Source organism: Sphingobium scionense (genome assembly GCF_014197035.1).
In the GTDB taxonomy this organism is placed as follows: Bacteria; Pseudomonadota; Alphaproteobacteria; order Sphingomonadales; family Sphingomonadaceae; genus Sphingobium; species Sphingobium scionense.
This window is the reverse complement of record NZ_JACIEU010000006.1, coordinates 1-23,647: the sequence shown is the minus strand read 5'-3', so window position 1 is coordinate 23,647 and position 23,647 is coordinate 1. Positions and strand designations below refer to the sequence as shown.

Genomic DNA, 23,647 nt, shown 5'->3' with positions numbered 1-23,647 from the left:
TAATAGGTCAGAACATCGCCATATGGTCGCGATGGACCAGCACGGTGCGGGACATTTCGCCGAGCAGGGCGGGGATGTCCTCGCTGCGGCGGCCGGCGATCTTCGCGGCAGCCTCGCTGTCATATTCGGTCAGGCCACGGGCGATCACCCGGCCGTCCTGGCTCAGAATGTCGACCACGTCGCCGCGCGCGAACACGCCCTCGACCCGCGCGACGCCGGCCGGCAGCAGGCTGTTGCCCTTGCCCAGCGCCGCTTCGGCACCGGCATCGACGATGATCCGGCCGAGCACGGTGAGTCGGCCCGACAGCCAGCCCTTGCGCGCGCCCTGGCTTTCGGCGGCGAGGAAGATGGAGCCGCGGCCGCCATTGGCCCAATGGCTGAGCGGGGCGTCGACCTTGCCCGAGATGATGGCGAGATGGGCGCCGGCGCCGGTGGCGATCTGTGCCGCCTGGATCTTCGACACCATGCCGCCCGATCCCATGCCCGACGCGGAACCGGTGTCGGCCATGGCGGCAATGCGCGCGTCGATGCGCTCTATCCTCTCGATCAGCATGGCATTCGCATCGGCGTGCGGGTTGGCGGTGTAAAGCCCGTCCACGTCCGACAGCAGCACAACCGCGTCGGCCCGTGCCGCCTGTCCGATGCGCGCCGCGAGGCGATCATTGTCGCCAAAGCGGATCTCCGCCGTGGCGACGCTGTCATTCTCGTTCACCACCGGCACCACGTCGAGCGCCATCAGCCGTTCCAGCGTGGCCGACGCATTGAGGTAGCGGCGGCGATGCTCCAGATCGTCGAGCGTCACCAGCATCTGCGCAGCGGTGATGCCCTTCTCATGCAGCAGGCTGGCCCAGCATTGCGACAGGGCGATCTGGCCGGTGGCGGCCGCGGCCTGCGCATCCTCCAGGCTGCCGCGTCCGCCCTTGGGCAGTTTCAGCCGGCGCGCGCCCAGCGCGATCGCGCCAGACGAGACGATGATGACCTGTTGTCCGGCCGCCTTGCGTGCGGCGACATCGGCGACCAGCGTGCGCAGCCAGTCGACACGCACTTCCCCCGCCGGATCGACCAGCAGCGCCGACCCGATCTTGATGACCAGGCGGCGGACCAGCGCGGGCGGGAAACCGGACAGCGAAGTTGTCACTGGTCGAACATCCGAAACACAGGAAATGGAGAGGCGGTCAGATCGGCGACCAGGTGGCTTCACCGTCGCTTTCGTCGTCGGCCTTCTCCTCGATGCGCTCTTCGTCGAGGATTTCCAGCACCGTGTCGAGCAACGGGGTGACGCCTTCGCCGGTCGCGCCGGAGATGATGAAGACATCTTCCACGCCGGCCTGCTCGCGCAGCTGCTCGGCAATGTCTTCCATCAGTTCCTGGCCCAGCAGGTCGCCCTTGTTGAGCACGACGATCTGCGGCTTCTCGTCCAGCCCGCCGCCATAGGCGGCCAGTTCGTCGGTGACGATGCGGAAGGCTTCGACCGGATCGTCGCCGGTCGCGTCGATCAGGTGCAGCAGCACGCGACAGCGTTCGATATGGCCCAGGAAACGATCGCCAATGCCCGCGCCCTCGGCCGCGCCCGCGATCAGGCCGGGAATGTCGGCCAGCACGAATTCACGGTCGCGGTGCAGCACCACGCCCAGCTGCGGCTTGGTGGTGGTGAAGGCATAGGCGCCGACCTTGGCCTTGGTGTTCGTCACCTGGTTGATCAGCGTCGACTTGCCGGCGTTCGGCATGCCGACCAGACCGACATCGGCCAGCAGCTTCAGCCGCAGCCAGACCCACATTTCCTGGCCCGGCCAGCCAGTGCCATGCTGGCGCGGCGCGCGGTTGGTGCTGGTCTTGTAGGACAGGTTGCCGCGGCCGCCGTCGCCGCCGCGCAGGAAGCTCACACGCTGCCCGACCTCGGTGAAGTCGGCCAGGATTTCCTGTTCCTCATATTCGGGATAGCCGTCTTCGTCCTCGGTCCCCTCGATCGGCTGGGGATCGGACAGGATCTGGGTGCCCAGCGGCACCTTGACGATGAGGTCGTTGCCGCCCGCGCCATAGCGGTTCTTGCCCATGCCGGGCATGCCGCGCTGCGCCTTGAAATGCTGGGTATAGCGGAAGTCGATCAACGTGTTGAGGCCGGCTACGGCCTCGAAGATGATGTCGCCGCCCTTGCCGCCATTGCCGCCGTCCGGGCCGCCATATTCGACATATTTTTCACGCCGAAAGCTGACCGCGCCGGGACCGCCCCAGCCGGACTTGATGTAGATTTTTGCTTGATCGAGAAAATGCATGGCGCGCCCATAGCGCCTTCTTGGGCAAAATTAAACCTTAGCCTGCGTCACTTTCGCTGTCGCCGTCAACCGGGCTTCTTCGGTGAGGGCGGAGACCAGGCTGCGGGCGGCGAGTTCGCGCGCTTTTTCACGGCTGAGGCCCAGCGCGGCAGCCATCGGACCGCCCATCTGCGAATCACCCAGCGCCAGCAGCACCAGCATCAGCGTATTGTCGCGGATCACCTCGGCCAGTTGCGGGCGCAGCGCGGTGGCGGCCAGCTTGTCGACCAGCCGGTGGATCGCATCCACCACCGGGTCGAGCGCATCCTCATTGCCCGAAGCGAGCATCCAGCTGGCCAGTGCGCCGGCGCCGCCGGCGTCGAACGCATCGAAGGTCATGTCGACGATCCGCCGGGGCTCGACCTCGCCACGCCGCGCCGCGTTGACCGCGTCGCCGATCGTGGCGGTGATGGTGTCGGCCAGATATCCGGCCAGGGCCTTTTGCAGCCCCGCCGCCGATCCGAAATGGTGGAGCAGATTGGCGTGGGTGCGATCGATCCGATTGCCCACGGCCTTCAGCGTCACGGCTTGCGGCCCCGCTTCCAGCAACAGGGCACGGGCGGCTTCCAGTGCGAGCAGGCGGCTTTCGTCCGGGCTGAGGCGGGAGCGTTTGAGGGGGGTGGGTGCGGGCACGTTGCTCTGCCCATGGCACAGGGGCGGTGGGAAGGCTACCGCCGAGTGTGGCTGCGCTTGACCGGCGTGCGCGTGACCCGCCATAGCTGGGCGATGACAAGCGCGCCCATGCTCACCACCGACCGTCTGATCCTGCGTCCGCACCGGGTGGAGGATTATGCCGCCTGCCGGGCGCTCTGGGCCGATCCCGACGTGGTGCGCTTCATCGGCGGCGCGGCGCTCGATGCGCAGGCGGTGTGGTTCCGCATCCTGCGCTATGCCGGCATGTGGGCGTTGCTGGGCTATGGCATGTGGGCGATCGAGGATCGCGCCAATGGAGAATTGCTGGGCGAGGCCGGACTGCTGAGCGCGGCGCGGGGCCTTGCCGAACTGGACGGCGTGCCGGAGGCGGGCTGGGTACTTGGTCCGGCCGCCTGGGGGCGCGGCATCGCGACCGAGGCGATGGCGGCGATCTTCGCCTGGACCGATGCGCATCTGGCGGCGCCGTCGATCCGCTGCATCATCGCGCCGGACAATTCAGGATCGATCAAGGTGGCGGAGAAGCTGGGCTTTGCCGCGCTGGGCGATGTCGATTTCCATGGGGCGCCGACCCGGGTGTTCGATCGGCCCAGCCAGGGGTAAGAGACGGGCGCCGCGATCGGCGCCCGCACTTTTCGATCAGGCGGCGAGCGCCGGCAGCGCATCACCATAGAGATCCAGGGCAAAGTCCACGCTCATACGCGCGGCCTCACCCTCGTCGAAGACCAGGCAGTCGGCCTCGGCCCCGCGAGCGGGGCTGTAACGCCGCTCGACCGTGCCATTGGCGCGAAAGCCGATCTTGCGCAGGACATGGCCCGACGCGCGGTTGTCGGCAAAATGGACCGCACGAACCGCGGGCAGATTATGCGCGCGGGCAATGCTCATGACGGCGCGGGCCGCCTCGGTCGCGAAACCCAGCCCCCAATAGGGGCGGGCAATCCAGTAGCCCAGTTCCGGCGCGCCATCCTCGGCGGCATGGATGCCGCAGCCGCCCACCAGGCGTGGCGCCCCCCGGGTACGGGTGAAGGCCAGCAGGCGCGGCATGCGCGAATCCTGCGGCAGCGCCAGAAAGGCCTCGGCATCGGCCAGGCCATAGGGGGCGGGTGCGCGGCTCAGATTGCGCAGGACCGCTTCATTGCCGATGGCCTGGGCCAGGGCGGGGGCATCTTCCATCCAGCCGGGCCGCAGCAGCAGGCGGGGGGTACGGGCGAACATTCACGTCTCTCCTCTATCTGCGCGCCATTAGCCGCCAATCATGACGGCTTGACGACGGTCGTCTCTGGCTGAGCCCCGCCCGCACGACGCGCGAGAAGGCCAGTGGTTCCAGAGGGTTGAGGGAAATCGGGAGGAGTGCCCGGTAAAGTTCGTCAGAACGGAAAAAGGGCGCTCCCTGTTAAGGGGCGCCCTTTTTTCCCTCGATCCCGATCGGTGCAGCTATCTGCAAGGCCGATCAGGCGGGACGTCCCTTTTGCGAAGGACGACCCGTCATCGATCGTCCGTTATTCGGCTGCCGCGGCTACCGCGTCGACCGATACATATTTGCGGCCGAGCTTGCCGTCGTGGAACACGACGCGACCTTCGCCCAGGGCGAAGAGGGTGTGATCCTTGCCCATGCCGACGTTACGGCCGGGATATACGCGGGTACCGCGCTGGCGAATGATGATGTTGCCGCCGATCACTTCCTGACCGCCGAACTTCTTCACGCCAAGGCGCTTCGACTCAGAATCGCGACCGTTACGCGACGAACCGCCAGCTTTCTTATGTGCCATGACCTAAACTCCTTACTTCAGCTGCGCTCAGGCGATCGACACGATCTTGAGGATCGTGTGATTCTGGCGGTGGCCGTTCTTACGGCGATAGTTGTGACGACGGCGCTTCTTGAAGACGATGACCTTCTCGCCCTTCGCCTGCGCAATGATTTCGGCTGCGACGGTCAGCTTGGCTGCGTCCTTCAGGTCGCCGCCTTCGCCGGCCAGCAGGACGTCGTCCAGCGTAACCTTGTCGCCGGCTTCGCCAGCGAGCTTTTCAACGACGATCTTATCTCCGGCGGCGACGCGATACTGCTTGCCGCCCGTGCGCACGATAGCGAACATGGCTTGGTCTCTTCTCGTTCAAATCTGCTTTACGCAGATCGTCGAGGACAAAAAGCCTGTTCGACCCGCGCGGGAATGTGGCCCGGTAGTGGAATGACTCGATTCTGTCAACCACCATGGACCCAGCTTGTGGGCTGGTTTTTGGTCCTTAGACTTCCTACATCCGGGAGGGAAGGGAATATAGGCGCCGATGAGCAGATTACATCCCCAGGGTGCGGTGAGGAAGGGCAGGATGCCCTTCATCGCGTCGCTGTGGGCTGCAATCCTGGTTGCTTTGTTATGTGCGCTTGCGCCCGATGGCCCGCCGTCGAGCAAGTTCAACGGTTCCGCCTTCAGCTCCGCCACCACCGGGGTGGTACTCAAGGCCCGCTCGCTGCCCGCGCCGCATATGGTGCGCGCGCCCCGTCCCGATGGCGACGGGGCGGCTCTGCCCTGGCTGCTGGCGGCGGCGCTTGCCCTCATGCTGTCCTGGCGCCGTCTGGCGCCCGATGCGCCCTTGCCGCTGCTGGTCGCCGACCAAAGCTGCCTGCGTGCGCGGAGTCGTCGCGCTCGCGCCCCGCCCGCCTTCGTCTGACCTTTTACCGCCCGTCATAACGGGCGTCCGTCAGACAGAAGGATTTGAGATCATGCCCCGCAGAAGAAAGTTGCGCGGTAGCCGGCGCAATCCGCCCGGCTGGTTCATGCCCGTCGTCATGGCCGGGCTCGGCGCCGCCGGCGCCCTGCTCTCGATCGCGATGCTCGGCATCGTCGAATAATAGACAATGTTCCGCGCCGGCGGCAGGATGAAGGCCTGCTGTCGGCGGACAGGGAAGGATATTCATGCCCCACCATACGCCCCTTATCGGGACGATCGTTGCCGGCCTCGTCGTGGCCTTCATCATGGGCGCCATCGCCCATCGCCTGAAATTGTCGCCGCTGGTCGGCTATCTGGTCGCCGGCATCATGGTCGGCCCCTTCACCCCCGGCTTCGTCGCGGACAGCGGCCTCGCCAATGAACTGGCTGAAATCGGCGTCATATTGCTGATGTTCGGCGTCGGCCTGCATTTCTCGCTCAAGGATCTTCTGTCGGTCAAGGCGATCGCCGTGCCCGGCGCGATCGTGCAGATCGCGGTCGCGACCCTGCTCGGCATGGGCCTTGGCTATCTGATGGGCTGGCCGCTGATGGGCGGGCTGGTCTTCGGCCTCGCTCTATCGGTCGCCAGCACGGTCGTGCTGCTGCGCGCGCTGCAGGGGGCGGACCTGGTCGAGACCCGACGCGGGCGCATCGCGGTCGGCTGGCTGATCGTCGAGGATCTGGTGATGGTCCTCGCGCTGGTGCTGCTGCCGGCTCTGGCGGGTGTGATGAACAATGCCGATGCGGGCGGCGGGGCCAGTGCGCTGATCGCGCCGCTGGTCGGCACCCTGCTCAAGGTCGTCGGCTTCGTCGTGCTGATGCTGGTGGTCGGGCGCCGGCTTATCCCCTGGGCGCTGCACTGGGTGGTGCATAGCGGATCGCGCGAACTGTTCCGGCTGGCCGTGCTGGCGATCGCGCTGGGGGTCGCCTTCGGCGCGGCCTATGCGTTCGACGTATCCTTCGCGCTGGGCGCCTTCTTTGCCGGCATGATCCTGGGCGAAACCCCGCTCAGCCGTCGCGCGACGGAAGAGACGCTGCCGCTGCGCGACGCCTTTGCGGTGCTGTTCTTCGTGTCTGTCGGCATGTTGTTCAACCCGGCGGTCGTGATCGAGCAGCCGCTGCCGCTGCTGGCCACCGTCCTCATCATCGTCGTCGGCAAATCGATCGCCGCCTGGGGCATCGTCCGCGCCTTTGGCCATCCCAACGTCACGGCGCTGACGATCGCCGCCAGCCTGGCACAGATCGGCGAATTTTCCTTCATTCTGGCGTCGCTGGGCAGCGGGCTGGGCGTATTGCCGGCCGATGCACGCGACCTGATCCTGGCCGGCGCGATCGTATCGATCTTCATCAACCCGATCCTCTTCTCGCTGATCGTGCGCGACCACAAGAAGGAAGAGGATGAGGCGCAGCCCGAAGCGGCGGCCGATCGACCCCGCCTGGGCCATGTCATCCTGGTCGGCTATGGCCGGGTCGGCAAGCTGATCGCCAACCGCCTGGCTGAGCGCCACGTCCAGTTCGTGGTGATCGAGGATGACGTCGAGCGGGTCGAGGAGGCCGAGGAGGCGGGCCTTTCGGTGGTGCGCGGCAATGCGCTGGAGGACCGGCATCTGCTGGCGGCGGGCATATGCGAGGCGCGCTACCTGCTGGTCGCCGTGCCCGAAGGGTTCGAGGGCGGTGCGATCAACGAGCATGCGCGCCATCTCAACCCCAATCTGCAGGTCATCGTCCGTGCCCACAGCGATGCCGAGGTCGCACATCTCGAAGCGCTGGGGGTGTCCCATGTCGTCATGGGTGAGCGGGAACTGGCGTCGCGCATGCTGCAACTGTGCGGAGCCGGCTGAACCTGGAAAGCAAAAAAAGGGCGGTGAACGATGGTTGATCGTTCACCGCCCTTTTCGTTCAGGAGGCTATGCCCAAGCGCTTAGCCGCGCGGCTTGCGCGGGCCGCCGGGGCGCTTGGGGCCGCCCTTGAAGGGGCGGGGGGCGTAGCCGGCCGGGCGCGGGCCACGGTCGTTCGGGCGATTGCCCTGGCGGCGATTGTCGCGGGCCTGCTCGCGCGGAGCGCCATCGACCATCTCGAACGCGACGTCGGCGCCCTCGTCATTTGCTTCGCCCGAGCGCTTGACGGCCGACAGGAAGCGGCTGGCGATCGCCTTGGGGATTTCGAACATGGTTTCGTTCGTGGTGATGCGGATCGCGCCGATGTCACCGCGCGACACATGGCCACGGCGGCAGATCAGCGGCAGGATCCAGCGTGGATCGGCATTCTGGCGCCGGCCGATGTCCATGCGGAACCACTGGGTGTCCTCAAAGCCCGGACGCGGTCCTTCCTGGCGCGGCGGCGCTTCGCTGCGGTCCAGCAGTTCTTCGGGCGCGGGCAGCGAGGCACGGGCGCTCTTCACCAGCATCGCAGCGATTTCCTTGGCAGACTTTTCCGCCAGCAGTTCGGCGCCCAGTGCCCAGTCGGCCTCGTCCAGTTCGGCCTTTTCCATCAGGGTCGAACGCAGCCGGGTATTATCCTGCTCCAGGATCGCTTCCTTGCTGGGCGGGTTGCCCCATTCGACCGGGATCTTGGCGCCGCGCAGCATCGATTCGACGCGGCGACGACGCGGATAGGGGACGATCAGGACGGCGGTGCCCTTCTTGCCGGCGCGGCCGGTGCGGCCCGAACGATGCTGCATCGTTTCGGCGTCGCGCGGCAGTTCGACATGGACCACCAGCGTCAGGCTGGGCAGGTCGATGCCGCGCGCGGCGACGTCGGTGGCGACGCAGACGCGGGCGCGCTTGTCGCGCAGCGCCTGGAGCGCGTGGTTGCGCTCATTCTGGCTATGCTCGCCCGACAGCGCCACGGCAGCGAAGCCCCGCTCGGTCAGGCTGGAATGCAGATGGCGGACATTGTCGCGGGTGGCGCAGAACAGGATCGCGGTTTCCGCCTCGTGGAAACGCAGCAGGTTGACCACCGCATTTTCGATATCGGACGGGGCGACGGTGATGGCCTGATAGCTGATGTCGCCATGGCCGCGTTCCTCGCCCACGGTCGAGATGCGCAGCGCGTCCGACTGATAGCGCTTGGCCATCGCGACGATCGGCTTGGGCATGGTGGCCGAGAAGAGCAGGGTGCGGCGGCCTTCGGGCGCGCTGTCTAGAATGCCCTCCAGATCCTCGCGGAAGCCCATGTCGAGCATTTCGTCGGCTTCGTCGAGGACGACGGTGCTCAGCGCCGACAGGTCGAGCGCACCGCGCTCCAGATGGTCACGCAGACGGCCCGGTGTGCCGACGACGATATGGGCGCCATGGCTGAGTGCGCGGCGTTCCTTGGCGGCGTCCATGCCGCCGACGCAGGTGGCGATGCGGGCGCGGGCGGCGCCGTAGAGCCATTCCAGCTCGCGGCTGACCTGCAGCGCCAGTTCGCGCGTCGGCGCGATCACCAGCGCCAGCGGCAGGCCGGCAACCGGCAGGCGTTCTTGCGTGCCCAGCAGCTCGCCGGCCATGGCGAGGCCGAAGGCCACGGTCTTGCCCGAACCCGTCTGGGCCGACACCAGCAGGTCGCGGCCATGCGCTTCTTCCTGCGTGACTTGAGCCTGGACCGGGGTCAGGTTTTCATAGCCCTTGGTGGCCAGCGCCTGGGCGAGAATTGAGGGGAGATGTTCAAAGGACATATTCTGTTTTCCATCGGTAAAAGCGACCCGCCATTCCCGACGGATACAAAGACCTTCCATGCTCCCGACCGCGGGAGCCCAGGGGGTGGTCAGACCCCTGGTTCCGAAATCCTCCCCGGCTAGGGAAGGGGGACCGCCAGCAGCGCTGGTGGTGGAGGGGTGTCCCCCTATGGTCGAGGCAGCGAAAATACCCCTCGGCCCGGCCCATGGCCCTCACGTCCGCCTCTTTGATGGGCGGATGTTCCTATAAAATAAGAAGGCCGCCTTCCCCCGCAAGGAGGGAAGGCGGCCCCTTTATCACTTATCCGTGCAGGATCAGACCGAAGCGACTTCCGCCACGTCGACCTTCACGCCCGGGCCCATCGACGACGACAGGGCGATCTTGCGGACATATTTGCCCTTCGAACCCGACGGCTTCGCCTTGACGATCGCGTCGACGAAGGCGTCGAAATTCTTGCGCAGGTCTTCGGCCGAGAAGCTCGACTTGCCCAGACCAGCGTGGATGATGCCGGCCTTTTCGACGCGGAATTCGATCTGACCACCCTTGGCGGCCTTCACGGCTTCGGCGACGTTCGGCGTCACGGTGCCCAGCTTCGGGTTCGGCATCAGGCCCTTGGGACCCAGAACCTTACCCAGGCGACCCACCAGACCCATCATGTCGGGGGTGGCGATGACGCGCTGGAAGTCGATGTTGCCGGCCTGGATCGATTCGAGCAGGTCTTCAGCGCCCACGATGTCGGCACCGGCGTCGAGCGCCTGCTGGGCCTTGTCGTTGCGAGCGAACACGGCGACGCGAACGTCCTTGCCGGTGCCGGCGGGCAGGGTGACGACGCCACGGACCATCTGGTCGGCGTGACGCGGGTCAACGCCCAGGTTGATCGCGATTTCGACGCTTTCGTCGAACTTGGCGGTGGCGTGGGTCTTGATCAGGCCCAGGGCCTCGTCAACGCCGTGCAGCTTTTCGCGGTCGATCGCGGTCGCCAGGGCCTTCGCCTTCTTGGTCAGCTTTGCCATGGTCTTAGCCCTCCACCACTTCGAGGCCCATCGCGCGAGCGGAGCCTTCGATGATCTTCGTCGCAGCGTCGATGTCGTTCGCGTTCAGGTCAACCATCTTGGCCTGGGCGATTTCAGCGAGCTGGGCGCGGGTGATCTTGCCAGCGACGACCTTGCCCGGCTCCTTCGAGCCCGACTTCAGGTTGACGGCCTTCTTGATCAGATAGGTAGCCGGCGGCTGCTTCGTCACGAAGGTGAACGAACGGTCGGCATAGACGGTGATGATGGTCGGCAGCGGGGTGCCCTTGTCCATCTTTTCCGTCGAGGCGTTGAACGCCTTGCAGAATTCCATGATGTTCACGCCGCGCTGACCCAGGGCAGGGCCGATCGGCGGCGAGGGGTTGGCGGCTCCGGCGGGCACCTGGAGCTTGATATAGCCCGTAATCTTCTTGGCCATTTTCACTCACTCTATAGCTGGTGAATCTGCGGACAGATTCACCGGTTCAAGTTTAGCGGTCTAGCGGCGCCCCGAAGGGAGCCTCCCGCACATATCCAGCCATCCCGAGGGACGGGCATGGAAGCGCGGCCCTATAGCGACCTTCTCGTCCAAAGGGAAGGGGGAGTCTGTCTTTCGGCGAATTGGGCCGAAAAGCGATATGTCCCCAACAAAAAGGGCCGCCGGCTGGAAAGCGGGCGACCCTTTTTGCAAAAGCCTTGCGGCGATATTTACTTCGACAGTTCGACCTGCTCGAAGTCCAGTTCCACCGGGGTGGCGCGACCGAAGATCGACACAGACACCTTGACCCGGTTCTTTTCGAAATCCAGTTCCTCGACCACGCCGTTGAAGCTGGCGAAGGGGCCGTCCAGCACCTTGACGCTGTCGCCGATCTCGTAATCGACATTGACCTTGTGCTTCGGGGCGGCGGCGGCTTCCTTCTGGGCGCCGAAATAGCGGGCGGCTTCGCTCTCGCTGATTGCCTGCGGCTTGCCGCTCGAGCCCAGGAAGCCGGTGACCTTGGGCGTGTTCTTGACGAGGTGATAGACATCGTCGTTCATCGCCAGCTTGGCGAGGACGTAGCCCGGCATGAACTTGCGTTCGACCAGCACCTTCTTGCCGCGCTTCACTTCGGTGACGGTCTCGGTCGGAACCTCGACCTGTTCGACCAGTTGCGACAGGCCCATGCGCTCGGCCTCGGTCAGGATCGATTCCTTGACCTTGTTCTCGAAGCCCGAATAGGCGTGGATGATGTACCAGCGCGCCATGTTACCGTCTTAAACTCCTTGTAGAACGCCCTGCGTTCAACGACCCGATGCGAGGCTCAGCAGCCACTGGACGATCGCACCGAAGAAGGTGTCGATACCGAAGAAGAAGATGCCAAGCAATGAGGTCATGATGACAACCAGAACGGCCGTCATCAACGTTTCGCGACGGGTCGGCCACGCAATTTTCGACCATTCGGTCTTGACCTGATTGACGAACTCACCCGGAGAAGTCTTCGCCATCGCGCTGCCTGTTCACCTTCAAAATCAACACCAAAGCGCAAAGCAACAGTCCGCCCTCCCGATCCCGCCATGTTCAGCGTTTGGGGGTGCGGTCGCGCTTCGCGACCCGTACTTCGCTAAGCGCACTTAGCCGCGAACCCATGGATTTACAAGGTTCGCGGCCAGTTCGCTTGGCAGGAGTGGAGGGACTCGAACCCACGGCATTCGGTTTTGGAGACCGACGCTCTACCAACTGAGCTACACTCCTGCACTGGCCCGAGCCAGCGAAGGAGGGCGCTTTAGCGTGGCCTATCGGGGAGGGCAAGCGACTTTATGCAACTTCTTCAACAAGGGTGTCGACGCTGGTCTGCCGTTCCGCCTCCGCGTTGATCTGCGCGCCCAGCAGGACGATATAGGCGGACACGAACAGCCAGAGTTGCAGGATCACCACGGCCGCGAGTGAGCCGTAGGTCTTGTTGTAATCGCCGAAGGTGGAGACGTAGAAGGAGACCGCCAGCGTGGCGATCAGCCAGAACAGCGTCGCGGCGATCGATCCGACCGTCAGCCACTGCCATCGCACCCGGCGACGATGCGGGCCGAAGCGATAGATAAGGCCGAAGATGGTGCTGGCGAGCAGGCCCGCGCAGATCCATGTCGTCGCCTTGATCGCGAACAATACGCCCGGTCCCCAGTTGGTCAGCAGTTTCTGGAGGAGGCCGATGATCGTGGCGGTCAGGACGCCGGCGACCACCACCAGCACGGCGGAAAAGGTGATTCCCATCGACACGCGGTAGAAGGCGAAGATGTTGCGCCCTTCCTTCTGCGCATAGACGATGTTGAGCGCCTCCATGATCGCGGAGGCGGCGCGGGTCGCGCCATAGACGGCCAGGCCCAGGGCCAGGAACAGGCCGAATCCGATCGCGGGCTTGCGCGCGCTCACCATGCCCAGCAACTGGTCGTTGATCAGTTGGGCGGCGTCGGCGGGCACGACGGTGATGATCGCCTGCATATGGCGGGCGACGATCTGCGGATCGCCGACCAGGCCATAGGTCAGCACCACTGCCGCCAGCAGCGGGGCGATCGACAGGAAGGCATAATAAGCCACGCCGGCGGACAGCAGGCCCAGATGATTGGCGGACATGGCCGCATAGACACGCTTCAATATCTCCCACCAGGCACGGGGCGGGATTTTCCACGGTGCATCGACATGCACCTGCTGGGCGATCGTTTCGGTCATGAATATCCCCTGCTGAACAGGGGTAGCGCGCGAAAGGCAATAGGGTTCCTTGATTCGCGGACCTCATGGTTTTCCCCCGTTAGGGTTTCCCGTTGTTGGACGATTAACCTCATTTCTCTACTCAAGGGCGCTCGCAGCGAGATGGCAGGGAGCGGCTAAGTGGCGGAAAAACGCTGGAAGCAGCGGTTGAAGGGGTGGGATGGCCCGTTCACGGCGCCCGTGCCGGACGGAGCGCGCGATGCCGTGCTGGATACCCAATATCGCCGTTTCCATCGCGCGCTGCCGCTTTTGTGCCTGCTGATCATGGCCAACGCGCTCGCGATGGCGCTCGCGGTCATGGGCGACCTGCCGCTGTGGCAGCAAATGACGCCGCCCGCGCTGCTCCTGCTGGTCTGCGCGATATCTCTGCTGCGCTGGCGTGGCGGCTCGCTGGCGACGGATGCCCTGGAGCAGGTGCGCAGCCTGAGGCGGGTGGCGCATGTCGCGACCGTATCCGGGCTGGTGGCGGGCCTGTGGGCGGTCAACGCCTTCACCGAAACCGAAATCTATTATTGCATGGTGGCGCCGGTGTTCATCGGCATCGGCGCGCTGGTTGCGGCGACGACCTTGCTGAGCGTGCCACGCGCCGCGATCGGCGCGATGGGCGCGGCGGTGTTGCCGATCCTGATGAAGATGGCGCTCTATGACAATCTGGGCGTGCGGGCGATGGCAGTGATGATGGCGGTCGTCACGGTGATGCAGGCCAATCTGGTGCTGGGCAAGTTTCGCGAGACGGTGGCGATGCTGGTGTCGCAGCGCGACCTTGCACGGCTGGCCGGCACCGATGCGCTGACCGGCCTCGACAACCGGCTGAGCTTTATGCGTGCGATCAGTGAACGGGTGGAGCGGGGTGCTGCCTTCAGTGTGCTGCTCGCCGATCTCGACGGGTTCAAGCAGTGCAACGACGAGCATGGCCATCAGGCGGGCGACGCTTTGCTGACGTCATTGGGTGGCCGGCTGCGCGCCTTGATGCCGGATGCGGTCAGCATCGCGCGCCTTGGCGGCGACGAATTTGCGCTGCTCCAGGACGCGGAAACGGATGTGGACGCCCTGCATCGGCGCATGCCCGGCATCAGGCAGGCCGTTGCTGCGCCTGTGGGCTGGCAGGGGTGCAGCCTGTCGGTCGGCAGCAGTTTCGGCATCGCCACCTTCCCGCAGGATGGGGCGGACGCCGCCGCCGTCCTGCATGTCGCCGACACGCGGCTCTATGCGGACAAGCGGCAGCGCAAGGGGCGGCGGCTCGGCGAGCCGCAACGCCAGTCCGCTTAGAAAAACTGCCCGCCCTTCATGATGCGGCGGGCACGGCCCTGCACCGGCACCTTGTCGAACGGCGTGTTGCCGGCCGACGCCGCCATCTTCGCCGAATCGACGATCCAGGGCGCATCGGGATCGACCAGGATCAGGTCGGCGGCGCTGCCGGGCGCGAAGCTGCCGGCATTGACACCCAATATCTTCGCCGGATTGGCGCTGAGCAGGGTCATCAGCCGGTTGAGGCTGACATGGCCGTCGCGCACCAGGTTGAGCGACAAGGCGAGCAGCGTTTCCGCGCCGGCCATGCCGGGTGACGCATCGGCGAAGGGCAGGCGCTTGTCTTCCGGTCCGCGCGGATCATGGCCCGATGTGATGACATCGACGGTGCCGTCGGCGACTGCCGCGATCGAGGCTTGGCGGTCATTTTCCGAACGAAGGGGCGGCGACAGGCGCGCAAAGGTGCGGAAGGCCGTCACCGCCTGATCGTTCAGGAACAGATAGGCGGGGCTGATGCCGCAACTGACCGTGAGCCCCTCCGCCTTGGCGGCGCGGATCAGATCGAAGCCGGCCCTGGTCGTGACCAGGCGGAAATGGATGGCGGCGCCGGTCTCGCGGGCCAGCATGATGTCGCGGGCGATCGCCATCGCCTCGGCGCAGGCGGGCGCATGGGCAAGGCCGAGGCGCGTCGCGGTCTCGCCGCTGGTTGCCACCGCCTTGGCGGACAGGCCGCCATCCTCGGCATGGGCGATGACGGTGAGGCCAAGGCCCGAAGCATAGGAGAGGATGCGCAGCATCACGCCCGAATCGGCGATCCACTGGCGGCCGGTGCCGACCGCCTTGGCCCCGGCAATCTGCATCAGGCCCATTTCGGCCATCTCCGTGCCCTTGAGGCCACGGGTCGCGGCGGCGATCGGGTGGACCCAGAAGTCGGGCTTGCCCGCGCGGGTCGCTTCCCGGATCAGGCCGGCCTCGTCCAGCGGCGCGCGCTGGTCGGGCATCAGGGCGGCGCGGGTGATGCCGCCGAAGTGGAAGGCCGGCTTGTCGGTGGCGAAGACGCCAAGGTCGATGAGGCCCGGCGCGACCACCAGCCCGCCGGCATCGACCTGCTGCGCGTCGGCGGGAATGTCGATCGCGCCGGTGGCCAGGATGCGGTCACCCTCGATCAGGACGGTGCCGGGGGCAAGGGCATCGCCCGCCGGATCGGCCAGCTTGCCGTTGACGATTGCGATCCGGCCTACGCCCATCTCTTTTTCCTTGTTGGTCGGGATGCTCACGCCCATCCCTCCACGCCACGCGCCTTGCGCGTCAGAACATCCAGGCACGCCATGCGCACCGCCACGCCCATCGCCACCTGTTCGGTGATGGCCGACCGATCGGGATCGTCCGCTACCGTGCTGGTGATCTCGACGCCCCGGTTCATCGGGCCGGGATGCATGACCAGGGCATCGGGCTTGGCGATCGCCAGCCGTTCGGGCGTCAGGCCATAAAGCGCATGATATTCGCGCGCCGACGGGATGAAGGCGCCGTCCATCCGCTCATTCTGGAGGCGCAGCATCATGACGACATCGGCGCCATCCAGCCCGTCTTCCATCCGGCTATAGGGGGTGGCGCCCAGCATCTCGACCTCGGGCGGCAGCAGGGTGGGCGGGGCGACCGCGCGCACCTGCGCGCCCAGCGCGGCGAGGCAGAGCATGTTGGATCGGGCGACGCGGCTGTGCAGCACGTCGCCGCAGATGGCGACCACCAGTCCTTCGAACCCGCCCTTGCGGCGGCGGATGGTGAGCGCATCGAGCAGCGCTTGCGTCGGATGCTGGTGCCAGCCATCGCCCGCATTCAGCACCGGGCAGTCGACCTTGTCCGCGATCAGCGCGACCGCGCCGGAACTGGCATGGCGGATGACGATCACGTCGGCGGCCATGGCGTTGAGGGTCATGGCGGTGTCGATGAGGGTCTCGCCCTTCTTCACGCTCGATTGGCCGGCGTGCATGTTGACGACGTCGGCGCCCAGCCGCTTGCCGGCGATCTCGAACGACAGCAAGGTGCGGGTGCTGTTCTCGAAAAAGGCGTTGATCTGGGTCATGCCGGCCAGCCGGTCATCATGCTTGCGCGCCTGGCCCTTGTTGGTGCGCGCCCAATGTTCGGCCTCGTCCAGCAGGAAACGGATTTCCCAGGGCTTGAGGTCGGCGATCGACAGCAGGTGCCGGTGCGGGAACAGCGCCCGGCCGGTCAGCTCGGGCGTTGCATCAGGAATGAAGATGTCGGGCATGAGCCGGGTCTTTAGGCCAGGCTTTCGGTTGGGGCAAGGCGGGGAAAGACCCGATCAGGCCCGGCCGCGCCATTTCCCCCACAGGGCGCGATCCTTCAGCACCTCGCGCGCGGCATTATGGCCCGGCGCGCCGGTGACGCCGCCGCCCGGATGGGTGCCCGCGCCGCACATGTAGAGGCCCTTCACCGGCCCGCGATAGGCGCCATGGCCCAGCACAGGGCGCGCCGCCCACATCTGGTCCAGCGTCAGATTGCCATGCATGATGTCGCCGCCGACCAGGCCGAACTTGCGTTCCAGGTCGAGCGGGGAATGGATCTGGCGGGCGATCACGCTCTTTGCAAAGCCGGGCGCATGAGCCTCGACCGTGGCGATGATATGGTCGGCGGCGGCTTCGCGCTCATCGTCCCAGTTGCGCCCATCAGGCAGTTCGGGCGCGAATTGCTGGCAGAAGAGGCTGGCGACATGACAGCCCTCGGGCGCCAGGCTGTCGTCGATGGTCGACGGGATCAGCATCTCGACGATCGGCTGCTTCGACCAGCCGTCGCGCTTCGCGTCGAGATAGGCGCGGTCCATATAGTCGAGCGTGGGCGCGATGATGATGCCGGACTGGTGATGCTCGCCAATGCCGGGCAGGCAGGTGAAGTCGGGCAGGGCGGAGAGCGCGACATTCATGCGGAAGGTGCCCGATCCCGCCTTGAACGCCCTGATCCGTTTCAGGAAATCGGCGGGCAGGTGGGCCGGCTGCATCATCTGCTCGTACAGCAGCTTGGGGCCGACATTGGCGATGATGCTGGTGCCCATCACTTCCTCGCCGCTGGCCAGCTTCACGCCGACGGCGCGATCGCCATCGACCAGCACATGATCGACCGGAGCTTCCAGGCTGATCTCGACCCCCATCGCCTGCACGACCTTCGCCATGGCCTGGGTGATCGTGCCCATGCCGCCGACGCTGTGACCCCAGGCGCCCTTCTTGCCGTTCACTTCGCCGAACACATGGTGCAGCAGCACATAGGCGCTGCCCGGCGTGTCGGGGGAGGCGAAATTGCCGACCACCGCGTCGAAGCCGAAGGCGGCCTTGACCGCCTCGCTCTCGAACCAGCTGTCGAGGAAGGTTCGGGCCGATTTGGTGAACAGGTCGAGCACGTCGCGCTGTTGCTCGATGTCGAGCCCGGCGACGCGGCGGCCCTGCTTCAGCGCCTCGACCACCATGGTCAGGCCATCGCCGACATTGGGCGGGCTTTTGAGCACCAGGTCGCGCAACACATCGGCGACCACTTCCAGCGCGTCATAATAGGCCGGCAAGGTGGCGGCGTCGCGCGCGCTGAAACGGGCAAACTCGGCCTGGGTCCGCTCCAGCCCGCCGCCCAGCTTCAGATAGCCGCCATCGGGCTGGGGCAGGAAATTGCTGATCGGCCGCTCGATCACGCGATAGCCATGGTCGGCCAGCTTCATGTCGCGGATGACCTTGGGATTGAGCAGGCTGACCGTGTAGCTGGCGGTCGAGTTGCGGAAGCCGGGGTGAAATTCCTCAGTCACCGCCGCGCCGCCGACGACATTGCGGCGCTCGACCATGCGCACCTTGTATCCGGCACGGGCGAGGTAGAAGGCGCAGACAAGGCCATTATGGCCGGCGCCGATGATGACGGCGTCATAGGCTTTGGTCATGCGATGTGGCTCCAGCCGGGGGCAGGGGCGCGATGCTGGCGCGCCTGCGGAATGATGGCGCGCATCCGCGCGCAGAAATGGCGCAGCGCCACTTCCTGTTCGCTCAAAGGGCCGACGGTGAAACTGTCCGACGCCATGCCGGCCTGCACGCGGGCGACAAGCGCCGTATCCTCGGCGTTGACCTGGCGGTTGATGCGCCAGTTGAGATAGCGCGCCGCCTTCATCTCCCTGCGGTTGTCGGGCAGGGCGTAGCTGATCTCGCGGATCAGCGTCTGGGTCGGCGAGACCGGCAGCCACTGCATGAAGTCCACCTGGTCGGGATAGATGTCGAACGCGAAATTGGGCCAGAGCTTGAAATAGGTCCAAAGCCGCTGCCGATCGGGCGGAAGATACGGGATGGCCGGCAGGAAATGCTGATAGGCGCGCTCGGACAGGTTGGCGGACGGACGGTCGAGGATCGGCCCCCACATCTTGTCGGCATAGGGGCTGGCTTCGACGCCATAGCCATCGCCCATCAGCCGTTTGAGGCCGGGATGGGCGACCGCGATGTGGAGGCCGTCGGAATAATTGTCGCCGATATTCTTCCAGTTCACCGCGCGCGGGCGCAGCGTCACCCGCCCCAGGGCGCGCAGTTCGGAAAAGCGATAGGGCGCGATCTCGTCGACATAGGGCGCCATCATCTGCGCCACCGACGGTCCGCCATCATCCTGAAGCCGAACGAACAGGAAGCCGTGGAAATTTTCGATATCGATGGGGACAAGTCCATGCCTGGACCGGTCGAGGCTGCCATAACTGCCCGCCATCGGCAGGCCCGTCAGGCATCCGTCCAGACCATAGGTCCAGGCATGGTAGGGACAGACCAGCTTTCTGGTGCGACCCGAAGGCCCGTCCACTAGGCGCGCGCCGCGGTGGCGGCACACGTTGGTAAAGGCGCGGGCTTCGCCGTCATCCCCGCGGATGACGATGATGCTCTCGCCAAGATAGTCCAGCACATGGAAATCGCCCGGCGCCGGCAGGTCGCTGTCATGGGCGACGATCTGCCAACTCGGGCGGAAGATGCGGCGGGCTTCGACGGCGAAAAATTCGGGATCGCTATAGGTCCATGCCGGCAGGCTATAGCCCGCGTCCGGATCCGGCGCGCTTCCCTTTTCGTCCATCTGCCCCGCAAGCCCCAATGCAGTTATACATTTGTATAACGAATGGGCGGCAAAATTCCATTATATTTTTGTGACAGGTCGCTCGGAGCCCGTTTGAAAAATCGCGAGAGAGCGATTTTTTTTCGGTACGGCACCAGCCCGCTCCCCCGCCCAGCCACCCGATCCGGTGTCATCCTGTCGGGTGGCTGGGCGGGGGAGCGGGCTGGTGCCGGCTTTCTAAAACAGACTTTCAGCTGGTCCGTTCGGGCACTTCGCCCCAGTCGGACAGGATCGACGCGCGGCTGGCAACCGCTTCCCAGGGGAAGACGAACCAGTCCTTGGTGACGACACGGTCGATCGTGGTCGCGCGATATTCGACCTTTGCGGCCGAGCTGACATTGTCGATCAGCACGGCAAAGCGCAGATGATCGGCCGGCGCACCGGCCAGCGCCGCGCGCAACTGGTTGATCGTGCGGCCGCTGTCATTGATGTCGTCGACGAACAGCAGGCGCGATCCTTCGAGCGCCATCGCCACCAGCTTGTCGAGCAGTTCGTCGCAAAAGCCCACGACCTGGGCCGACAGGTCGACCGACAGCATCGGCTGGCTGATGGCGTGGGACAGATAGGTGGCCGGCACCAGCCCGCCGCGCCCGACGCCGACAATATAGTCGGGCCGCCAGTCCGATTTGGCGATCGCGCCGGCCACGGCGTCGATGTGGGAGAGGAAGCTCTCCATCGGAATGTCGGTCAGGATCGGTTGGGTCATGATATGGTTGCCATCTGCGAATCGGCCCTATCGGCCGCCTGCGCCCCATAGCGCCGTGCCAGCAGGGCACAAGCCATCAGCTGAATCTGGTGGAACAGCATGACCGGCAGGATGATCGGCCCGACGGCCGCCGCCGGGAAGAGGACACCGGCGATCGGCACGCCCGAGGCGAGGCTCTTCTTCGAGCCACAGAATTGCAGCACGATCGCATCTTCGCGGGAAAAGCCGAGCAGCCGCCCAAGCCCCCAGGTGAAGAGCAGCACGATCACGAGCATGGCGATGCAGAGCAGCGCGAGCAGCGCCAGCTCCGCGCGCGAGACCCGGTGCCACAGCCCTTCGACCACCGCCGCGCTGAAGGCGGAATAGACCACCAGCAGGATCGATGTGCGATCGACCCGGCCGACCAGCGTCTTGTGCCGCGACACGAAGCCGCCGATCCAGGGCCGGGCAAGATGGCCCAGCACGAAGGGCAACAGCAATTGCAGCATGATCCCCTCGACAGAGGAGAGGGAGATGAGGTTGCTGCCGCCGCGCTGCATCAGCAATGCCACCAGTAGCGGCGTCAGCACGATGCCGAGCAGGTTGGAGAAGGAGGCGCTGACCACGGCGGCGGCGACATTGCCGCGCGCGATCGCGGTGAAGGCAATCGAGCTTTGCACCGTCGATGGCAGCAGCGCCAGGAACAGCAGGCCCGCCCGCATATTCTCCGGGATCGCGCCGATCTGCTGCAGGATGATGCCGACCAGCGGGAAGAAGAGGAAGGTCGTGCCCAAAGTCGCAAGATGGAGTTGCCACGCCTTCGCGCCGCCCCAGATCGCCTCGCGCGACAATTTGGCACCATGCAGGAAAAAAAGCAGCACGATGCCGGCATCCGCGACGATCGACGCGATATGGGCGCCCTGGCCGCGCGCGGGCAGGACCGACGCTAGGGCAACGGTGCAGAGCAGCAGGACGAGGAAGGGATCGAGGATCAGGCGCAGGCGAGTCATCATGGTTCCGGGCATAGGGAAGGGGCTTGGAAAAGGATAGACGCCGCCCCATCCTCTGGGCCAACAGCCTCGGCACACAGCTTTGGGAGAGAATTTGCGTGAGCGACCCTATCGCCATCATCGAGACGAACGGCGTGCTCGAAATCCATATCGACCGGCCCGACAAGAAGAATGCGCTGACCGGGCCGATGTACCGGACGATGACGGCGGCGCTGGCCGATGCGTCGAGCCGGCCGGAGATTGGCGTGGTGCTGTTTGCGGGACGGGGGGACGCTTTTTGCGCCGGCAATGATCTCAAGGACTTCATGGCCGGGCCGGAGGGCGGGGCCGCCGCCTTCGACTTCATCAGCGCGATCGCCGCCTTCGACAAGCCGATCGTCGCGGCGGTGCAGGGGCTTGCCGTGGGCGTCGGCACGACGATGCTGTTCCATTGTGACCTGGTCTATGCCGCGCCCGACGCGCGCTTCGTCATGCCCTTCGTCAATCTGGGCATCGTGCCGGAGGCCGGCTCCAGCCTGCTCGCGCCCGCGATCATGGGCCATGCCAGGGCGGCGGCGATGCTGTTGCTGGGTGAGCCATTGGATGCGGAAGGGGCCGATCGCGCCGGTTTCGTGACGGCGATCGTGACAGGGGACGCGCTGCTCGACCATGCGCGGGCCAAGGCGGCGGCGCTGATGGCCAAGCCGCCCAAAGCACTGGCGGCGACGCGCCGGCTGATGAAGGGCGATCCCGCCGCCTTGCAGGCGCGCATCGCGGAGGAAGCCCGGCTGTTCCGCGAAGCGCTGGCCTCGCCCGAGGCGCAGGAAGCCTTCATGGCCTTCTTCGAAAAGCGGGCGCCGGTCTTCAAGCGGGCCTGATCGAAGCGCGGCGGGGGGAGGGGGTCAGTCCTTGCCCCGTCGCTCGAACTTCAATTCGCTCACGATCACGGCGGCGATGATCAGCAGCGCGCCGGCCAGCGCCGTGGCGGGCTGGCGGTCGCCCGCGATCCGGCCCAATATCCCGGCCCAGACCGGCTCGCCGGCATAGATGAGGGTCGCGCGGGTCGGCGACACGGTGCGCTGCGCCCAGTTCATCACGAACTGGATCAGCGCCGTCATCGCGCCCAGGCCACAGGCCGACAGGATCACCGTCCAGGAAAAGGGCGGGATCGCCTCACCCATCGGCGCCATCAGGCCAAAGGCAAGCAGCGCCGTGACCGCCAGTTGCACCAGCGTGACGCGGGCAATGTCGACCTTGCCGGCCCACAGGCTGATGAAGATGATTTCCAGCGCGATCGCCAGGGTGCTGATGAGCGTCAGCGCCTCGCCCTTGCCCAGCGACAGCCCTTCGCGCGGGGCGGCGATCAGGATCAGGCCGGCAAAGGCCAGCGCCACGCCGACCCAGCTGGTCCAGCGCGGCCGCCGCCGCAATATCGCCCATTGGAGGATCGGCACCAGCGGCACATAGGCGGCGGTGATGAAGGCCGATGTGCTGCTCGATATGGTCTGCAGTGCCCAGGTCTGGAGCGTGTAGCCGCAAAAGATGCCAAGGCCGATCATCGACCCGGCCAGCAGTTCGCGCGCCGTCAGGCCGCGCAACACCGGCCAGGCGAGCGGCAGCGCCAGCAGCGCCGCCGTGCCGAAGCGCATCCCCACGAAGAAGAGCGGCCCGCTATGCTGCATGGCATGATGCACGATCAGGAAGGTCGCGCCCCACAGCACGGTGATCCCGATCAGCGCGAGTTCGGGGCGGCCGATCATCAGCCGGGGCGCAGGGCTCTTGTCGAGGGCGGCATTGTGCAACATAATGCACAGTGCGTTATGAGCAATATATTGCACAGTCAAGTCGAAGTCCCGCGCCCGGACGTTCTTTCCCATGTCGCGGGCAATATCCGTCGCCTGCGCGCCGCCAAGGGGCTGAGCCAGGATGCGCTGGCCAGCGCGGCCGGGGTCAGTCGGCGCATGCTGGTGGGAATCGAGAGCGGCGAAGCCAATGTCAGCCTGTCGACGCTCGACCGGCTGGCGCAGGCGCTGGACGTCAGCTTTTCGCACGTCGTGCGCGCGCCCGACATGCCGGACAATAGCCGGATCGATACCCTCGCCTGGCAGGGCGAGGACGCGCATAGCCGTGCGACCCTGCTCGGCACCGTGCCGGCCGCCCGCGAGGCGGAGCTATGGACCTGGTCGCTGGCGCCGGGCGATCGCTATCCGGCGGAAGCGGACGCCGCCGACTGGCACGAGATGCTCTATGTGGTGGAAGGGGTGCTGACGGTCGAGATGGATGCCGGCACGCGCACCATTGCGGCGGGCGACTTCCTCATCTTCAGCAGCGACCGCCCCTATGTCTTCGTCAATCGCGGAACGGACCTGCTGCGCTTCGTGCGCAACGTGGTGTTCTAGGCAGCGCGAACGAATGCCGGGATGGGTGGGAAGTTGACTGGCGGCTTTCAGGAAACTTCGTCATGCCAGCGAACGCTGGCATCTCAGGCAGGCGCACGCGGCATAAACGGATAGCGCT

Annotated in this window: 26 protein-coding genes and 1 tRNA gene; 7 read left to right on the top strand and 20 right to left on the bottom strand. The window is 65.8% G+C overall.

What is annotated here, in order from left to right:
* Positions 1–7: 7 nt before the first annotated feature.
* Genes proB through GGQ90_RS08000 form a run of 3 tightly spaced genes read right to left on the bottom strand, consistent with a single transcriptional unit; the run spans position 8 to position 2,882 of the window.
* On the bottom strand, positions 8–1,138 hold the full coding sequence (gene proB, locus GGQ90_RS08010) for a glutamate 5-kinase (protein ID WP_188081650.1): 1,131 nt from the start codon (positions 1,136–1,138) through the stop codon (positions 8–10).
* Between the two features lie 37 nt (positions 1,139–1,175).
* Positions 1,176–2,273, bottom strand: a complete 1,098-nt coding sequence (gene obgE / locus GGQ90_RS08005) for a GTPase ObgE (RefSeq protein WP_188081649.1) — start codon at positions 2,271–2,273, stop codon at positions 1,176–1,178.
* A 30-nt stretch (positions 2,274–2,303) separates the two neighbouring features.
* The gene (locus GGQ90_RS08000; RefSeq protein ID WP_188081891.1) at positions 2,304–2,882 is read right to left on the bottom strand and encodes a TetR/AcrR family transcriptional regulator; all 579 of its coding nucleotides are present in this window, start codon (positions 2,880–2,882) and stop codon (positions 2,304–2,306) included.
* Positions 2,883–3,038: 156 nt separating this feature from the next.
* Between GGQ90_RS08000 and GGQ90_RS07995 the strand changes: the two genes are divergently transcribed.
* Entirely contained in the window at positions 3,039–3,566 is a 528-nt protein-coding gene (locus GGQ90_RS07995) for a GNAT family N-acetyltransferase (RefSeq protein WP_188081890.1), read from the top strand.
* 36 nt (positions 3,567–3,602) lie between these two features.
* On the opposite strand, the gene GGQ90_RS07990 is transcribed toward GGQ90_RS07995, so the two are convergent.
* The 3 genes from GGQ90_RS07990 to rplU all read right to left on the bottom strand — a co-directional run bounded on the left by GGQ90_RS07990 (position 3,603) and on the right by rplU (position 5,056).
* Complete coding sequence (locus tag GGQ90_RS07990; protein ID WP_188081648.1) at positions 3,603–4,178, bottom strand: GNAT family N-acetyltransferase; 576 nt, start codon at positions 4,176–4,178, stop codon at positions 3,603–3,605.
* 284 nt (positions 4,179–4,462) lie between these two features.
* A complete protein-coding gene (gene rpmA, locus GGQ90_RS07985; RefSeq protein WP_004207902.1) occupies positions 4,463–4,732 on the bottom strand; it encodes a 50S ribosomal protein L27 in 270 nt (89 codons plus the stop codon).
* 27 nt (positions 4,733–4,759) lie between these two features.
* Positions 4,760–5,056: a 50S ribosomal protein L21 gene (rplU, locus tag GGQ90_RS07980; protein WP_004207901.1), complete on the bottom strand. Its 297-nt coding sequence runs from the start codon at positions 5,054–5,056 to the stop codon at positions 4,760–4,762.
* Between the two features lie 232 nt (positions 5,057–5,288).
* Here rplU and GGQ90_RS07975 point away from each other — a divergent pair, with 232 nt between their 5' ends.
* From GGQ90_RS07975 to ybaL, 3 genes are all read left to right on the top strand, one after another.
* Positions 5,289–5,630 (top strand): hypothetical protein, encoded by a 342-nt coding sequence (locus GGQ90_RS07975; RefSeq protein WP_246428176.1) that lies wholly within the window; start codon positions 5,289–5,291, stop codon positions 5,628–5,630.
* A 52-nt stretch (positions 5,631–5,682) separates the two neighbouring features.
* The gene (locus GGQ90_RS29655; RefSeq protein ID WP_281391425.1) at positions 5,683–5,811 is read left to right on the top strand and encodes a hypothetical protein; all 129 of its coding nucleotides are present in this window, start codon (positions 5,683–5,685) and stop codon (positions 5,809–5,811) included.
* A gap of 64 nt (positions 5,812–5,875) precedes the next feature.
* Entirely contained in the window at positions 5,876–7,510 is a 1,635-nt protein-coding gene (gene ybaL / locus GGQ90_RS07970; RefSeq protein WP_188081646.1) for a YbaL family putative K(+) efflux transporter, read from the top strand.
* Between the two features lie 80 nt (positions 7,511–7,590).
* On the opposite strand, the gene GGQ90_RS07965 is transcribed toward ybaL, so the two are convergent.
* From GGQ90_RS07965 to GGQ90_RS07935, 7 genes are all read right to left on the bottom strand, one after another.
* A complete protein-coding gene (locus GGQ90_RS07965; protein ID WP_188081645.1) occupies positions 7,591–9,327 on the bottom strand; it encodes a DEAD/DEAH box helicase in 1,737 nt (578 codons plus the stop codon).
* Positions 9,328–9,642: 315 nt separating this feature from the next.
* Entirely contained in the window at positions 9,643–10,341 is a 699-nt protein-coding gene (gene rplA / locus GGQ90_RS07960) for a 50S ribosomal protein L1 (RefSeq protein WP_188081644.1), read from the bottom strand.
* Positions 10,342–10,345: 4 nt separating this feature from the next.
* A complete protein-coding gene (gene rplK / locus GGQ90_RS07955) occupies positions 10,346–10,777 on the bottom strand; it encodes a 50S ribosomal protein L11 (RefSeq protein WP_188081643.1) in 432 nt (143 codons plus the stop codon).
* Positions 10,778–11,046: 269 nt separating this feature from the next.
* The gene (nusG, locus tag GGQ90_RS07950; protein ID WP_188081642.1) at positions 11,047–11,583 is read right to left on the bottom strand and encodes a transcription termination/antitermination protein NusG; all 537 of its coding nucleotides are present in this window, start codon (positions 11,581–11,583) and stop codon (positions 11,047–11,049) included.
* A 36-nt stretch (positions 11,584–11,619) separates the two neighbouring features.
* The gene (gene secE / locus GGQ90_RS07945; RefSeq protein WP_188081641.1) at positions 11,620–11,823 is read right to left on the bottom strand and encodes a preprotein translocase subunit SecE; all 204 of its coding nucleotides are present in this window, start codon (positions 11,821–11,823) and stop codon (positions 11,620–11,622) included.
* A 171-nt stretch (positions 11,824–11,994) separates the two neighbouring features.
* Positions 11,995–12,070: transfer RNA gene (locus tag GGQ90_RS07940), tRNA-Trp, on the bottom strand.
* A gap of 63 nt (positions 12,071–12,133) precedes the next feature.
* Entirely contained in the window at positions 12,134–13,039 is a 906-nt protein-coding gene (locus GGQ90_RS07935) for a YihY/virulence factor BrkB family protein (RefSeq protein ID WP_188081640.1), read from the bottom strand.
* Positions 13,040–13,198: 159 nt separating this feature from the next.
* Between GGQ90_RS07935 and GGQ90_RS07930 the strand changes: the two genes are divergently transcribed.
* The gene (locus GGQ90_RS07930) at positions 13,199–14,347 is read left to right on the top strand and encodes a diguanylate cyclase domain-containing protein (protein WP_188081639.1); all 1,149 of its coding nucleotides are present in this window, start codon (positions 13,199–13,201) and stop codon (positions 14,345–14,347) included.
* On the opposite strand, the gene GGQ90_RS07925 is transcribed toward GGQ90_RS07930, so the two are convergent.
* The 6 genes from GGQ90_RS07925 to GGQ90_RS07900 all read right to left on the bottom strand — a co-directional run bounded on the left by GGQ90_RS07925 (position 14,344) and on the right by GGQ90_RS07900 (position 21,151).
* Complete coding sequence (locus tag GGQ90_RS07925; protein ID WP_188081889.1) at positions 14,344–15,573, bottom strand: dihydroorotase; 1,230 nt, start codon at positions 15,571–15,573, stop codon at positions 14,344–14,346. The genes GGQ90_RS07930 and GGQ90_RS07925 overlap by 4 nt on opposite strands.
* A 26-nt stretch (positions 15,574–15,599) precedes the next feature.
* Entirely contained in the window at positions 15,600–16,595 is a 996-nt protein-coding gene (locus GGQ90_RS07920) for an aspartate carbamoyltransferase catalytic subunit (RefSeq protein WP_188081638.1), read from the bottom strand.
* 54 nt (positions 16,596–16,649) lie between these two features.
* Positions 16,650–18,260 (bottom strand): phytoene desaturase family protein, encoded by a 1,611-nt coding sequence (locus tag GGQ90_RS07915; protein WP_188081637.1) that lies wholly within the window; start codon positions 18,258–18,260, stop codon positions 16,650–16,652.
* The gene (locus tag GGQ90_RS07910; RefSeq protein ID WP_188081636.1) at positions 18,257–19,417 is read right to left on the bottom strand and encodes an aromatic ring-hydroxylating oxygenase subunit alpha; all 1,161 of its coding nucleotides are present in this window, start codon (positions 19,415–19,417) and stop codon (positions 18,257–18,259) included. Before GGQ90_RS07910 ends, GGQ90_RS07915 begins: the two co-directional genes overlap by 4 nt.
* Positions 19,418–19,646: 229 nt before the next feature.
* Positions 19,647–20,162, bottom strand: a complete 516-nt coding sequence (locus tag GGQ90_RS07905) for a phosphoribosyltransferase (RefSeq protein WP_125987611.1) — start codon at positions 20,160–20,162, stop codon at positions 19,647–19,649.
* Positions 20,159–21,151 carry a bile acid:sodium symporter family protein gene (locus GGQ90_RS07900; protein WP_188081888.1) on the bottom strand — a complete coding sequence of 331 codons (993 nt, stop codon included), beginning with the start codon at positions 21,149–21,151 and terminating at the stop codon, positions 20,159–20,161. Before GGQ90_RS07900 ends, GGQ90_RS07905 begins: the two co-directional genes overlap by 4 nt.
* Before the next feature lie 98 nt (positions 21,152–21,249).
* Here GGQ90_RS07900 and GGQ90_RS07895 point away from each other — a divergent pair, with 98 nt between their 5' ends.
* A complete protein-coding gene (locus GGQ90_RS07895; protein WP_188081635.1) occupies positions 21,250–22,008 on the top strand; it encodes an enoyl-CoA hydratase-related protein in 759 nt (252 codons plus the stop codon).
* 24 nt (positions 22,009–22,032) lie between these two features.
* Here the strand turns inward: GGQ90_RS07895 and GGQ90_RS07890 are convergent, their stop codons facing one another.
* Complete coding sequence (locus tag GGQ90_RS07890) at positions 22,033–22,935, bottom strand: DMT family transporter (protein ID WP_188081634.1); 903 nt, start codon at positions 22,933–22,935, stop codon at positions 22,033–22,035.
* 15 nt (positions 22,936–22,950) lie between these two features.
* On the opposite strand from GGQ90_RS07890, the gene GGQ90_RS07885 reads away from it, so the two are divergent.
* Entirely contained in the window at positions 22,951–23,529 is a 579-nt protein-coding gene (locus tag GGQ90_RS07885) for a helix-turn-helix domain-containing protein (protein ID WP_188081633.1), read from the top strand.
* The last annotated feature ends 118 nt before the right edge of the window (positions 23,530–23,647 follow it).

Coding starts and splice junctions, on each gene's coding strand:
- GGQ90_RS07965 (WP_188081645.1), bottom strand. CDS start 9,327: ATGTCCTTTGAACATCTCCCCTCAATTCTCGCCCAGGCGCTGGCCACC.
- GGQ90_RS07925 (WP_188081889.1), bottom strand. CDS start 15,573: ATGGGCGTAGGCCGGATCGCAATCGTCAACGGCAAGCTGGCCGATCCG.
- GGQ90_RS07885 (WP_188081633.1), top strand. CDS start 22,951: ATGAGCAATATATTGCACAGTCAAGTCGAAGTCCCGCGCCCGGACGTT.
- ybaL (WP_188081646.1), top strand. CDS start 5,876: ATGCCCCACCATACGCCCCTTATCGGGACGATCGTTGCCGGCCTCGTC.
- GGQ90_RS07890 (WP_188081634.1), bottom strand. CDS start 22,935: ATGTTGCACAATGCCGCCCTCGACAAGAGCCCTGCGCCCCGGCTGATG.
- rplA (WP_188081644.1), bottom strand. CDS start 10,341: ATGGCAAAGCTGACCAAGAAGGCGAAGGCCCTGGCGACCGCGATCGAC.
- rplU (WP_004207901.1), bottom strand. CDS start 5,056: ATGTTCGCTATCGTGCGCACGGGCGGCAAGCAGTATCGCGTCGCCGCC.
- GGQ90_RS07990 (WP_188081648.1), bottom strand. CDS start 4,178: ATGTTCGCCCGTACCCCCCGCCTGCTGCTGCGGCCCGGCTGGATGGAA.
- obgE (WP_188081649.1), bottom strand. CDS start 2,273: ATGCATTTTCTCGATCAAGCAAAAATCTACATCAAGTCCGGCTGGGGC.
- secE (WP_188081641.1), bottom strand. CDS start 11,823: ATGGCGAAGACTTCTCCGGGTGAGTTCGTCAATCAGGTCAAGACCGAA.
- nusG (WP_188081642.1), bottom strand. CDS start 11,583: ATGGCGCGCTGGTACATCATCCACGCCTATTCGGGCTTCGAGAACAAG.
- GGQ90_RS07910 (WP_188081636.1), bottom strand. CDS start 19,417: ATGGACGAAAAGGGAAGCGCGCCGGATCCGGACGCGGGCTATAGCCTG.
- GGQ90_RS07915 (WP_188081637.1), bottom strand. CDS start 18,260: ATGACCAAAGCCTATGACGCCGTCATCATCGGCGCCGGCCATAATGGC.
- rplK (WP_188081643.1), bottom strand. CDS start 10,777: ATGGCCAAGAAGATTACGGGCTATATCAAGCTCCAGGTGCCCGCCGGA.
- GGQ90_RS07995 (WP_188081890.1), top strand. CDS start 3,039: ATGACAAGCGCGCCCATGCTCACCACCGACCGTCTGATCCTGCGTCCG.
- GGQ90_RS07905 (WP_125987611.1), bottom strand. CDS start 20,162: ATGACCCAACCGATCCTGACCGACATTCCGATGGAGAGCTTCCTCTCC.
- GGQ90_RS07935 (WP_188081640.1), bottom strand. CDS start 13,039: ATGACCGAAACGATCGCCCAGCAGGTGCATGTCGATGCACCGTGGAAA.
- GGQ90_RS07900 (WP_188081888.1), bottom strand. CDS start 21,151: ATGACTCGCCTGCGCCTGATCCTCGATCCCTTCCTCGTCCTGCTGCTC.
- GGQ90_RS07920 (WP_188081638.1), bottom strand. CDS start 16,595: ATGCCCGACATCTTCATTCCTGATGCAACGCCCGAGCTGACCGGCCGG.
- GGQ90_RS29655 (WP_281391425.1), top strand. CDS start 5,683: ATGCCCCGCAGAAGAAAGTTGCGCGGTAGCCGGCGCAATCCGCCCGGC.
- rpmA (WP_004207902.1), bottom strand. CDS start 4,732: ATGGCACATAAGAAAGCTGGCGGTTCGTCGCGTAACGGTCGCGATTCT.
- GGQ90_RS07975 (WP_246428176.1), top strand. CDS start 5,289: ATGCCCTTCATCGCGTCGCTGTGGGCTGCAATCCTGGTTGCTTTGTTA.